General features: G+C 62.0%; 9 protein-coding genes. 6 read left to right on the top strand and 3 right to left on the bottom strand.

Annotated elements, in window-relative coordinates; all coding sequences use genetic code 11:
• Nucleotides 1–251: 251 nt before the first annotated feature.
• A complete protein-coding gene (locus HX824_RS02540; protein WP_177037383.1) occupies nt 252–2,402 on the top strand; it encodes a methyl-accepting chemotaxis protein in 2,151 nt (716 codons plus the stop codon).
• Here the strand turns inward: HX824_RS02540 and HX824_RS02535 are convergent.
• The 3 genes from HX824_RS02535 to HX824_RS02525 are packed head-to-tail and all read right to left on the bottom strand — an operon-like array spanning nt 2,383 to nt 5,384.
• Nucleotides 2,383–3,651: an EAL domain-containing response regulator gene (locus HX824_RS02535; protein WP_177054102.1), complete on the bottom strand. Its 1,269-nt coding sequence runs from the start codon at nt 3,649–3,651 to the stop codon at nt 2,383–2,385. The two genes, HX824_RS02540 and HX824_RS02535, sit on opposite strands and share 20 nt — an antisense overlap.
• 9 nt (nt 3,652–3,660) lie before the next feature.
• Complete coding sequence (locus tag HX824_RS02530) at nt 3,661–4,044, bottom strand: response regulator (RefSeq protein WP_008430409.1); 384 nt, start codon at nt 4,042–4,044, stop codon at nt 3,661–3,663.
• Complete coding sequence (locus HX824_RS02525; protein ID WP_087692323.1) at nt 4,029–5,384, bottom strand: HAMP domain-containing sensor histidine kinase; 1,356 nt, start codon at nt 5,382–5,384, stop codon at nt 4,029–4,031. The genes HX824_RS02530 and HX824_RS02525 overlap by 16 nt, the downstream gene beginning before the upstream one ends.
• Before the next feature lie 409 nt (nt 5,385–5,793).
• Between HX824_RS02525 and HX824_RS02520 the strand changes: the two genes are divergently transcribed.
• The 5 genes from HX824_RS02520 to xylB are packed head-to-tail and all read left to right on the top strand — an operon-like array spanning nt 5,794 to nt 11,786.
• Nucleotides 5,794–7,326 carry a sugar ABC transporter ATP-binding protein gene (locus HX824_RS02520; protein WP_003209705.1) on the top strand — a complete coding sequence of 511 codons (1,533 nt, stop codon included), beginning with the start codon at nt 5,794–5,796 and terminating at the stop codon, nt 7,324–7,326.
• A gap of 25 nt (nt 7,327–7,351) precedes the next feature.
• Entirely contained in the window at nt 7,352–8,320 is a 969-nt protein-coding gene (locus tag HX824_RS02515) for a hypothetical protein (protein ID WP_003209708.1), read from the top strand.
• Between the two features lie 33 nt (nt 8,321–8,353).
• On the top strand, nt 8,354–9,295 hold the full coding sequence (locus HX824_RS02510; protein WP_177054101.1) for an ABC transporter substrate-binding protein: 942 nt from the start codon (nt 8,354–8,356) through the stop codon (nt 9,293–9,295).
• Nucleotides 9,296–9,316: 21 nt separating this feature from the next.
• Nucleotides 9,317–10,309 carry a LacI family DNA-binding transcriptional regulator gene (locus HX824_RS02505; protein WP_177009862.1) on the top strand — a complete coding sequence of 331 codons (993 nt, stop codon included), beginning with the start codon at nt 9,317–9,319 and terminating at the stop codon, nt 10,307–10,309.
• Nucleotide 10,310: 1 nt separating this feature from the next.
• Nucleotides 10,311–11,786 carry a xylulokinase gene (xylB, locus tag HX824_RS02500; RefSeq protein WP_177054100.1) on the top strand — a complete coding sequence of 492 codons (1,476 nt, stop codon included), beginning with the start codon at nt 10,311–10,313 and terminating at the stop codon, nt 11,784–11,786.
• Nucleotides 11,787–11,837 lie beyond the last annotated feature (51 nt).

Raw genomic sequence — 11,837 nt, 5'->3', positions numbered from 1 at the left:
CCGACAGGCGGGGCAGAGCCCTAATGAGATGGTCAGCCCGGCACGGTCCCCTTGGGACATCCCACCCGACAAGCGATCTCACTGCCACCCGCTGGTGCATGCTCTTGATTGCATGCAGCTTTTTGTAGCGAGGAAGCTCGCTCCCGTTGACCCGCATGGCAGGCCCAACAGCCTAATCAATAGCAAGCTAGCTAATTGGCGCATTAATTGCCTTGAAATATGGCAATTAGACATCACTCCCGGAGTCCGCCATGAGCAGCCTGTCGAGCAGCACGATGCAGTTATCTTCCGCCGAGAAAAGCTGGCTGCCCTGGTGGGGCAAGACCGGCAAGTTCGCCATGGGCTGGTCCTGCCACCTCAACCGCGCGGTGTACCCGGTGATGGAGCAAACCTTCGAGGCCATTGCCGAAACCCGGGTCAAACTCCTGCAAACCTGGACCCGCGAACAGTGGGAACACCTCAACGAACTGGCCACGACACTGGCCCGCGATTCCGTGCTCACCGACAACAGCCTGCTGCTGGAAAAACTGCACCAGGCCGGGGATTTCTCCGAGCTGTTTATCGTCGACCCAAAGGGCGAACTACTGGCGAGTACCTGGAGCCAGGCCAGTCACCGCGCGCTCAATCAACAAGCCCTGGCCGCCGGGCTCAAGGCGCCATTCCTCCACGGTCCCTACAGCGACCCGCTGACCTTGCAGATCGGCCCTTCGTCTTCGCGCTTCCATGACGAAGTGACCCTGATGTTCTACCAACCATTGACCCGCGAGGGCAGGGTGGTCGGCTGCCTCTGCGGTCGGGTGCCCAACGACATACTCGGGGATTTGATCCAGCGCGAGGCCGGGCATATCTTCCCCGAGTCCGGCGATAACTACCTGTTCATGGTGCAATCGCGCTTCGACCCGGCGCTGCAGCCGGGCATTGCGCTGTCCCGCTCACGCTTCGAGGACGGCACCTTCACCCACGGTGAAAATCTCAAGAGCGGCGTGCACACACCCTGGAAAACCGTACAGATCCAGCGCCACACCGAGCTGGAATTGCGGTTTATCGACCCCGCCACCCAACAACTGCACCCCGGCGTGCGGGAAACCATCCGCAAGGGCTCGAACCTGTTTGTCACCTATCCCGGCTATTCCGACTACCGTCACATCCCGGTGGTGGGCAAGGGCGTGACCTTCGAACTGCCGGGCTCGCCGGATCGCTGGGGAATGATGTGCGAGGCCGACCTGGAAGAGGTCTACCGCCGGCGCTCCCTGAGCCACGGCTTGATGAAGCCCTATCTGGCGACCATGGCCGGCCTGTTTGCCTGCAACTTCCTGGTCCGTCACTACAGTGGTTTGCCCGCCGCCTGGACCGATGCGTGCGAGGTGCTGAGCATGGTCGTCGCGGCCTTGCTGTTCAGCCGCCTGGGCCCCAGGCGCCTGGCCGCACGCCTGAATGAAATGACCGAGGTCATCCGCACCATTGCCGAAGGCGAGGGCAACCTGCGCCAACGCCTGGACAGCGGGCGCATGGTCAACGACGAAACCGGCGACATGAGCCGCTGGATCAACAGCTTCATCGACCGCCTGGATTCGGTGGTCGGCCAGGTGGTCAAGGCCAGCCACAGCGTTGGCAACACCAACCAATTGATGCTCGGCCGCAGCGAGGCGGCCGGGTTGATGTCCCATGAAGTGGCCGACGCCACCCACCGCATGATGATCATCGTTGAAGAGCAACTGGGAGAAATCCAGCAAGCCTCGGTGAGCGCCGAGCAAATGAAGCAGGCCATGGACGAGGTGGTCAGCCGGGCCCGCGAGCAATTCCTCGCGGTACAGGTCGGCACCCAGTCGATTCGCGATGTGGTGCAGCGCTCCTCGGAAAGCGTGCAACTGCTGGACAGCCGCATGGCACAGATCAGCAACATCACCGGGTTAATCAGCGACATCACCAACCAGACCAACCTGCTGGCCCTGAATGCGGCCATCGAAGCGGCGCGGGCGGGCGAGCATGGCCGCGGTTTTGCGGTGGTGGCCGACGAAGTCCGCACCCTGGCGTCACGCACTTCCAAGGCAGCGGAAGACATTCGCCAGATGGTCGAGGGCCTGCAAGGCGAAACCCGCAAGGCCGTAGGCTTCATGGAAAACGGCGTGACCAACGTCGACAGCAGCCTGCGCCTGGCCGAGGACGCCTCCTCGGAGAACGTGCACCTGCACCAGGCGGTGGAGAGCATGTTCAGCATCATCCAGCAGCTCAACGCCCGCAGCCTCGACTATGGCAAGACCATCAAGCAGGTCAGCCACTCTTCGGAGCAAATGCGCCTGACCGTAGGGGTGTTGCAGACCAGCGCGGAAACCGTGCGGGTCAATGCCAACAAGTTGCAGAAGCTGGTGGGGTTGTTCGAAGTCAGTGAGGCTGCGGCCTGACCAGACTGCGCTTATCCAGCAGCAGGCGCTCCAGGTCCTTCATCGGCAAAGGCCGGCTGAACAGATACCCCTGGATCTGATCGCAGCCGGCTTCCCGCAGAAACTCCAGCTGCGCCTGGGTTTCCACGCCTTCGGCCACCACTCGCAGCTTCAGGCTGTGGGCCAGTTCGATGATGGTGCGGGTGATGGCCGCGTCTTGCGGGTTGCTGGTGACTTCGCGGATAAACGCGATATCGATTTTCAGCGTATCAATCGGAAACCGCCGCAGGTAGGCCAGGCTGGAATAGCCGGTGCCGAAGTCGTCGATGGAGATCTTCACCCCCATCGCCCGCAGGCGCTGCAAGCTGGCGATGGTGTGCTGGGTGTTCTCCATCAGCGAGCCTTCGGTCAATTCAACTTCCAGCCAATGCGCTTCTACGCCGGCCTGGGCGAGGGACTGGGCGATATCGGCAATCAGGTCGCCCTCGATCAATTGATGCCCCGAAACGTTCACCGATACCTCCACCGCCCCCACCGTGCCGGATTGCCAGGCTGCGATCTGGCGGCACACGTTGTCGATCACCCAACGCCCGAGCGTGACGATCAAGCCCTGGCTTTCCAGGATCGGTATGAAGACCGCCGGAGACACTGCACCGTAACCAGGCCGGTCCCAGCGCAGTAGGGCCTCAAGGGCGCACACCTGACCGTTGGCCAGTTCGACCTTGGGTTGGTAATGCAGCACGAATTCTTCGCGCTCGACAGCCAGGCGCAGGGCTTTTTCCAGGTCCAGGCGCGCCAGGTCATGCACATTCAACCGCGAGGACTCATTTTGGTGGTGTTGAAGTTGCTGCTCCAACAACTGGCTATGGTTTTTCAACCGATCGCCGTGGGCCTTGAGCCGCAGCAGGTTGCGTACCCGTAGCCACAACTCGACCCGCTCCACCGGCTTGCTGATGAACTCCTCGGCACCGGTTTCCAGGCCGCTGAGCCGCGCGCTGGACTCACTCAATGCCGAAAGCATGATGATCGGAATGTTCGCCGTGGCCTGGTTGCCCTTGAGCTGGTTGGCCACTTCATAGCCGTCCATGCCCGGCATCATGATGTCCAGCAGGATCAAGTCAGGCGGCCGCTGCGCCACCAACTGCAAGGCTTCTTCACCACTGGCGGCACTCACGGTCTGGTAACCCTCGTGACGCAGCAGGGTTTCCAGCAGCTTGCGCACCTGGATTTCATCATCGACGATCAACAGCGTTGCGGGTTGGCTGGCCATGGAGAGGACTCAAGTCGAGGGAGTAATGTTCTTTTGCAGCAGCGTGTCGATTACCTGGTACAGCTCTTTGTAGCGCAGGGGCTTGATGATGTAGGCATCGCAGCCGGCCCGCAGGGTCTTGTCACGGTCTTCCTTCATGGCCATGGCCGTCAGGGCGATCACCGGGATGTGCGCGGTATGAGGGTCCTGCTTGAGCAGTGACGTGGCTGCCAGGCCGTCCATGCCCGGCAACTGGATGTCCATCAGGATCAATGCCGGTTGTTTTTCCCGGGCCAGGGTCAGCCCGGTCTCGGCATCGGCGGCCCACAACACGCTGTGGCCGGCGTTCACCAGCAGCAGGCGGGCGAGGCGCATATTGGCCTCGTTGTCTTCGACGATCAGGATTTCGGCCATGGGGCCTCCGCATCTGCGGCACGGTGCAGCGGCAGCCACACCACAAACCGCGCGCCTTCGCCTTCGCGGCTGGCCACGGCGACACTGCCGCCGTGCAGGTCGGTGAGTTGCTTGACCATCGCCAGGCCCAGGCCCGTGCCTTCGAATTTGCGCGCCAGGCTGCTGTCGATCTGGCTGAAGGCCTTGAACAGCTTGCTCATGTCGTCCCGGGCGATCCCGATGCCGGTGTCGCTCACGCTCAATTCCAGGAACTGTTGATGTTCGCTGGGCTGCAGGGCAAAGCCGTGGGTGGGCCAGTCGCCGGGAATCTGCCCCACTTGCCCACGATTCACCTCGCGCACCGAGAGCGTCACGGAGCCGCCGTGCTCGCTGAACTTCACCGCATTGGCCAGCAGGTTGTAGATGATCTGCTTGGTCTTTCGCAGGTCCAGTTCCAGCGCGCCGAAGTCGTCCGGGCTTTCGAGTTTCAACTGGATGCGCTGCAATGCGGCCTTTTCCCGCACGATCAGCAGGCTGTTGGCCAACAGGCCGGCCAACTCCACGGCTTCCAGTTCCAGGTCCATCATGCCGGCCTCGACCTTGGACAGGTCGAGGATGTCGTTGATCAGCGACAGCAAGTGCTGGCCGCTGGTGAAGATATCGCCGATGTACTCGCGCTGGATATCGCTCATGTCGCCCACCAGGCCGTCCTTGAGCGCCTCGGAAAAACCGATCACCGCATTCAGCGGCGTGCGCAGCTCGTGGGACATGGTGGCAAGGAACTCGGACTTCATGTGGCTGGCGTGTTCCAGCTCCAGGTTCTTCTCTTCCAGGGCGCGCTCAAAGCCTTTGCGTTGCGCCTCTTCCTGCTTGCGCGCGGTGTTGTCGGTGCCGATCAGCAGGTAGCCGATGATCGCGTCGTTGCGGTTGCGCAGGGCGGTCACCGACACCATGGCCGACAGGCGACTGTTGTCCTTGCGGATATAGGTCAGTTCGTAAATGTCTTCGATGCCCCGGGAGGCCTTGAACACCAGGGCCTCAAAGCCCGGCGTGATCGGTGTGTCCAGTTCCAGGCTGAGGGCGGCGGCGCGAGTGATCAGCTCGGCGGGGTCGGAAATGTCGGCCGGTGTGACGCGGTTCAGCACATCGGCGGCGGCATAGCCGAGCATGCGTTCGGCGCCGACGTTGAAGATCTGGATCACGCCTTTTTCGTCGGTGGCAATGCTGGAGAAGTAGGCGCTGTTGAAGATCGCGTCTTGCAAGGCGCCGGCCTTGAGCAGGGTTTTCTGGCGTTTGAATTCGACGATTTTTTCAGCCCGGGATTGCGGCTCCGCCGGGCTGTCGACTGAAGAGTTGTCCATGGTGCAGTGTTCCGTGAACTTCAGGCCCGACGCTGCCAAAGGCGGCGCCGCAGAGCATGCTCACAGAAGATCGCGCACGCGCGATGAGGAGGAGATGAGGTCTTTGGACGATAGCAGATAAACCGCAACCGACAGGGATCGTAGTGGCCAAACGCGGTGTTATTTTTAAAAAAACACTCAATCGGATAGGTGAAGGTGGAAAAACGGCGGTTTTATCTGCAATTAGTCACTCCAGGTCGCTGGGTGAACATTTATTCATCAGGTGAAACGTTTAATCAAACGATAAACGGCTGACGCAAGCGCTTGCGTAAGCAAATGTATCTGATTAGAGTCGGCAGCAATCAGGTCTGCCGATGACTGCCATCGGCAAACGCCCGAACACAACAATAATAAAACCAGGAGCTCAGTCATGAGCCTTGAACCCTTGCTTGAAATGCAGGGCATCAGCAAGACCTTCAACGGTCTGCGGGTGCTCAAGAACGTCAGCCTGAAGGTCTACCCCGGTGAAATCCACGCCTTGATGGGTGAGAACGGCGCCGGCAAATCGACCTTGATGAAGATCCTCTCCGGTGCCTACCAGGCCGATGATGGCGGCACCATCCGCATCGATGGCCAGCCCGTCGCCAGCTACAACCCAGCCTCCGCCAAAGCCCTCGGCATTGCCGTGATCTACCAGGAACTGAGCCTGTGTCCGAACCTCACGGTGGCCGAGAACATTTACCTGGGCCGTGAACTGCGCCGTGGCTGGACCATCGACCGCAAGGGCATGGAAGCCGGGGTGGCCGAGGTGCTGGCAAGGCTCGGTGCGGAGTTCCTGCCCACCACCCGCGTCGCCAGCCTGTCCATCGCCGAGCGCCAACTGGTGGAAATCGCCCGGGCCTTGCATGCCCACGCAAAAATCCTGGTGATGGACGAGCCCACCACGCCGTTGTCCTCCCGGGAGACCGACCGCCTGTTCGCGCTGATCAAACAGCTGCGCAGCCAGGGCCTGGCGATCATCTACATCAGCCATCGCATGGCGGAAATCTACGAGCTGTCGGACCGGGTCTCGGTGCTGCGGGACGGCGAGTACGTCGGCGAACTGGCGCGGGACGTGCTGTCGGCCGAAGTGCTGGTGAAGATGATGGTGGGCCGCGACCTGTCAGGTTTCTACAAGAAGGAACATGCGGCCTACGACCCCGGCCAGGTGGTGATGCGCGTGCGTGACATGGCCGACGGCAAGCGCGTGCGCAACTGCAGCTTTGACCTGCACGCCGGTGAAGTGCTGGGCATCGCCGGCCTGGTGGGCGCCGGGCGTACCGAACTGGCACGGCTGATCTTTGCCGCCGACCCACGCACCTCCGGCACCCTGGAGGTGGTCGGCAAAACCGTGACCCAACTGCGCAACCCGGCGGATGCGATTCGTGCCGGTGTCGTCTACCTCACCGAGGACCGCAAGGCCCAGGGTCTGTTTCTCGACATGAGCGTGGCCGACAACATCAACGTCTGTGCGTGTGTGCCGGATGCCCATGCCGGTGGCGTGCTCGACCGTGGCCACGCCGCACAACGCTCACGCGATGCGATCAAGTCCCTGTCGATCCGCGTGGCGTCGGGCAAGGTCAACGTCGGCGCGTTGTCCGGTGGCAACCAGCAGAAGGTGCTGCTGGCACGGCTGCTGGAGGTCAAGCCGCATGTGCTGATCCTCGACGAGCCCACCCGTGGCGTGGACATCGGCTCCAAATCCGAGATCTACCGCATCATCAACCAGTTGGCCAAGGCCGGCGTGGGCATCGTGGTGATCTCCAGCGAACTGCCGGAAATCATCGGCACCTGCGACCGCGTGCTGATCATGCGCGAAGGGCAACTGGTGGCCGAAGTGGGCGGGGCATCGGGGCTGGATATTTCCCAGGAGGCGATCATCGACCTCGCCACCGGCAGCGAACAGGTGGCCGCCCATGGCTAATTCAACGACAAGCAGGAGCAACACCATGACTGTGGCAACGATCGGCAAGGCTGAGCGTATTCGCGAACTGATGCGCACGGTGGGCATGTTGCCGGTGCTGGTGCTGCTGCTGGTGGGTTTTGCCCTGGCCAGCGAAAACTTCATGACGGTGCAGAACCTGTCGATCATCACCCAGCAGGCGTCGGTCAACGTGGTGCTGGCAGCGGGGATGACCTTTGTGATCCTCACGGCGGGCATCGACTTGTCGGTGGGAGCGATTCTTGCGGCTTCGGCTGTGGTTGCGTTGCAAGCGTCGATGTCACCGCAGTTCGGCATGTTCGGGATTGCCGCCGGGGTTGGCTTCGGCCTGTTGCTGGGCCTGGTCAACGGCGGCCTGATCGCCTTCATGCGCCTGCCGCCGTTTATCGTCACCCTGGGTGCTCTGACCGCCATGCGCGGTTTGGCACGCCTGTTGGCCGACGACAAAACCGTGTTCAACCCTGATTTGCCGTTTGCCTTTATTGGCAACGATTCGGTGCTGGGCGTGCCCTGGCTGGTGATCATTGCCGTGGCCGTGATTGCGCTGTCGTGGTTCATCCTGCGGCGCACGGTGATGGGGGTGCAAATCTACTCCGTGGGCGGCAACCCGGAAGCGGCGCGGCTGTCGGGGATCAAGGTGTGGAAGGTCCTGCTGTTCGTCTATGCCATGTCCGGTGCGTTGGCCGGGTTGGGCGCGGTGATGAGCGCGTCACGCCTGTTCGCCGCCAATGGCCTGCAGCTGGGGCAATCCTATGAGCTGGATGCGATTGCCGCAGTGATCCTCGGCGGCACCAGTTTTACCGGCGGCGTCGGCACCATCGGCGGCACGCTGATTGGCGCGCTGATCATCGCGGTATTGACCAACGGCCTGGTGCTGCTGGGCGTCTCGGATATCTGGCAGTACATCATCAAGGGCATCGTGATCATTGGCGCGGTAGCGCTGGATCGCTATCGCCAGTCCGGTGCGCGGACCTGATTTCACTCAAACAACAATCACAAGAGAGTCATCATGAACTTCAAACGCATGTTTCCTGTTGTCGCCTCCCTGGGCGTTGCCGTGTTGATGTCCCAGGCGGTGCAAGCCCGTGAACTGAAAGCCATCGGCATCAGCATGGGGTCCCTGGGCAACCCGTATTTCGTGACCCTGGCCGACGGTGCCACGGCGCGGGCCAAGGAGCTGAACCCGGCGGTGAAAGTCACCTCGGTGTCGGCCGACTATGACCTGAGCAAGCAGTTCTCGCAGATCGACAACTTCATCTCGTCCAAGGTCGACCTGATCCTGCTCAACGCCGTCGACCCGTCGGCGATGGCCTCGGCGATCAAGAAAGCCCGTGATGCCGGGATCGTGGTGGTGGCCGTGGACGTCGACGCCAAGGGCGTGAATGCCACGGTGCAGACCGACAACGTCGAGGCCGGCAAGCTCGCCTGCCAGTTCATCGTCGACAAACTGTCGGGCAAGGGCAATGTGATCATTCAGAACGGCCCGCAGGTCACCGCCGTGACCGATCGGGTCAAAGGCTGCCAAGCCGCGCTGGCCAGCGCCCCGGAGATCAAGGTGCTGTCGGACGACCAGGACGGCAAGGGCTCCCGCGAAGGTGGCTTGAACGTGATGCAGGGTTACCTGACGCGCTTCCAGAAAATCGACGGCCTGTTCGCAATCAACGACCCGCAAGCCATCGGCAGCGACCTGGCGGCCAAGCAACTGAAACGCAGCGGCATCATCATCACCTCCGTGGACGGCGCGCCGGACATCGAGAATGCCCTGAAGACCGACACCCTGATCCAGGCCTCCGCCAGCCAGGACCCATGGGCCATGGCCCAGACCGCCGTCAATGTCGGCAATGACATTCTCAATGACAAACAACCCGCCGAAGCGGTTACCCTGCTGGCGCCAAAATTGATAACCCGCGATAACGTCGGTTCCTACGCCGGTTGGTCAAGCAAGCATTAAAAGCACCCAGGAGTGAGCACCGTGGCAACCATGGAGGATGTGGCAAGAATTGCAGGGGTGTCGACGTCGACGGTTTCCCACGTCTTGAACGGCACCCGCAAGGTCAGCCCGGACACGGTGCAAGCGGTGCAGGACGCGATCCGGCAGGTGGGCTACATCCCCAACACGCTGGCGCGTTCCCTGGCGCGGTCCACCACCAATACGATTGGCGTGGCGATCTCGGCGCTGTCCAACCACTACTTCAGTGAAACGGTGCACGCGATTGAAACCGAGTGCGCCAAGCACGGCTACATGATGTTGTTTGTCGATACCCACGACGATCCCGAACAGGAACTGCGTGTGGTCACGGCGCTGCACCATCGGCGGGTGGACGGCATTCTGCTGGCGCCGTCTACCGGTTCGCTGGCCCTGGAATACCTGCAGGCCAATCAAGTGCCGGCGGTGCTGGTGGACCGGATGATGTGTGATCGTTTCGATCAGGTCGGGGTGGAAAATACCCTATCTACCCAGGCTTTGGTGGCGCACTTGATCGAGCATGGCCACCGGCGCATCGGCTTTATTTCCGGGCGGGCGGGGCTGGGCACTTCCGATGAGCGCGTGGCCGGCTATCAAGCCGCGTTGCAGGCGGCAGGGTTGGTGTTTGACCCGCAATTGCTGGTCAACGGTGGTTCCAGCAGCGAGCCGGCACGGCAAGCGACCGCGCAGTTATTGGCCCTGGCAACACCGCCCACGGCAATCATGGCGGGCAACAACCTGATGACCCTGGGTGCGATGCACGCCTTGCGTGATGCGAATATCGACGTGCCCGGGCAGATGGCCCTGGTGGGCTTCGATGATTTTGACTGGGCGGATTTCTTCGTGCCACGCCTGACCCTGATCGCACAGCCGGTCCAGGAACTCGGCGCCCGGGCGGTCAACCTGCTGCTTGAGCGCATGGCGTCGCCCAAGCGTAAAACACACAGCGTGCGGCTCGCGCCCACCCTGAAGATTCGTAACTCATGCGGCTGCCCCTGATATGAACAACGCGGTTTCCCTTGGCATTGATCTCGGCACTTCGGAACTCAAGGCGATCCTGATGGACGCGCAAGGCAACGTCCTCGCCCATACGGGCGCGCGGCTGACGGTCTCGCGCCCGCATGCAGGCTGGTCCGAGCAGGCGCCTGAGGATTGGTGGCAAGCATGCCTGAAGGCCCTGGACCAACTGCGCACTGATCAGCCGGATGCCTACGGCCGTGTCGGCTGCATCGGGTTGTCCGGGCAGATGCACGGGGCGGTGTTGCTGGGGCAAGACGACCGGGTGTTGTACCCGGCGATTCTCTGGGATGACTCCCGTGCCATGGCCCAGGCAGAAGCCTTGGGCAGTGAGTTTGCCGACGTCACCGGCAGCTTGCCGATGGCCGGTCTCACGGCGCCCAAGCTGCTGTGGTTGCAGGAGCATGAACCGGCGGTATTCAGCGCCATTGATTGCGTGCTGTCGCCCAAGGATTACCTGCGCCTGCGCTTGAGTGGTGAGCGCGTGAGTGATGTGTCCGATGGTGCGGGGACGCTGTGGCTGGATGTGGCCAACCGTGAATGGTTTGAACCGATGCTGCAGGCCACGGGTTTGCGGTTGGCGCAGATGCCACGGCTGGTAGAAGGTGGCGCGGCCAGTGCTTGTTTGAATGCGGCTGCGGCGGGGCGACTGGGCTTGGCCGAGGGCCTGGTGATTGCCGGCGGTGGCGGGGACAACCCGGTGGCGGCGGTGGGCATAGGGGCGGTGAATGCGGGTGATGCGTTTATCACGTTGGGGACGAGTGCGGCCATCGTGGCGATTACTGATCACTCGGCGGGGAATCCGGCGAGTGCGGTGCATGGTTTTTGTCATGCGTTGCCTGGACGTTGGTACACCATGGGGGCGATGCTGGCCGGGGCCAGTTGCTTGCGGTGGGTGACACGGTTGACGGGGTCGGTTGATGAGCAGGCGTTGCTGGATCGGGTGCAGGCCGAGTGGCCGATCGGGCAGGGCGTGCCGGTTTCCAATCCGTTGTTTTTGCCGTATTTGGCGGGGGAGCGCACGCCCCATAACGACCCGTTGTTGCGGGGTGGTTTCATGAGCCTGGGGCATGACTGCACGCCGGCCATGCTGGGGTATGCGGTGATGGAGGGCGTCGGGTTCGGGTTGCTGGATGCATTGAATGCAGTGCAGTCGGCCGGGGCCACGGTGGGGGCTTGTGCGTTGGTGGGTGGTGGGGCGCGCAGTGAGTATTGGGCGCAGTTGTTGGCCAATATTCTTGGGCGGGAGATTTATACGTTGCATGGCAGTGAGTTGGGGGCGTGTATTGGGGCGGCGAAGTTGGGGTTCCTGTCGAGCGGCCAGGGTGCGGCGCTCTTGCAGGCGGGGATGCCGGTGAAGCAACGGTTTTTCCCGGACGGCGCTCAACAGGCTGTTTTGCAGGCGCGATATTTGAAGTTTCGGGGGTTGTTGGGGGCGGCTAAGGCTTTGCACGATTAGGGAGGTTTTGGGTGTATATCCGTTATTTGGGTAACGGCTGCTATTGGTTCC

Source organism: Pseudomonas sp. D4002 (assembly GCF_013385665.1).
In the GTDB taxonomy this organism is placed as follows: Bacteria; Pseudomonadota; Gammaproteobacteria; order Pseudomonadales; family Pseudomonadaceae; genus Aquipseudomonas.
The sequence above is the reverse complement of the archived record's forward strand: the minus strand, read 5'-3'. Positions and strand labels throughout refer to the sequence as shown.

What these genes read in the sequence shown, in the direction of transcription:
- HX824_RS02530 (WP_008430409.1), bottom strand. Translation starts at nt 4,044, where the DNA reads ATGGCCGAAATCCTGATCGTCGAAGACAACGAGGCCAATATGCGCCTC.
- HX824_RS02540 (WP_177037383.1), top strand. Translation starts at nt 252, where the DNA reads ATGAGCAGCCTGTCGAGCAGCACGATGCAGTTATCTTCCGCCGAGAAA.
- HX824_RS02510 (WP_177054101.1), top strand. Translation starts at nt 8,354, where the DNA reads ATGAACTTCAAACGCATGTTTCCTGTTGTCGCCTCCCTGGGCGTTGCC.
- HX824_RS02525 (WP_087692323.1), bottom strand. Translation starts at nt 5,384, where the DNA reads ATGGACAACTCTTCAGTCGACAGCCCGGCGGAGCCGCAATCCCGGGCT.
- xylB (WP_177054100.1), top strand. Translation starts at nt 10,311, where the DNA reads ATGAACAACGCGGTTTCCCTTGGCATTGATCTCGGCACTTCGGAACTC.
- HX824_RS02520 (WP_003209705.1), top strand. Translation starts at nt 5,794, where the DNA reads ATGAGCCTTGAACCCTTGCTTGAAATGCAGGGCATCAGCAAGACCTTC.
- HX824_RS02515 (WP_003209708.1), top strand. Translation starts at nt 7,352, where the DNA reads ATGACTGTGGCAACGATCGGCAAGGCTGAGCGTATTCGCGAACTGATG.
- HX824_RS02535 (WP_177054102.1), bottom strand. Translation starts at nt 3,651, where the DNA reads ATGGCCAGCCAACCCGCAACGCTGTTGATCGTCGATGATGAAATCCAG.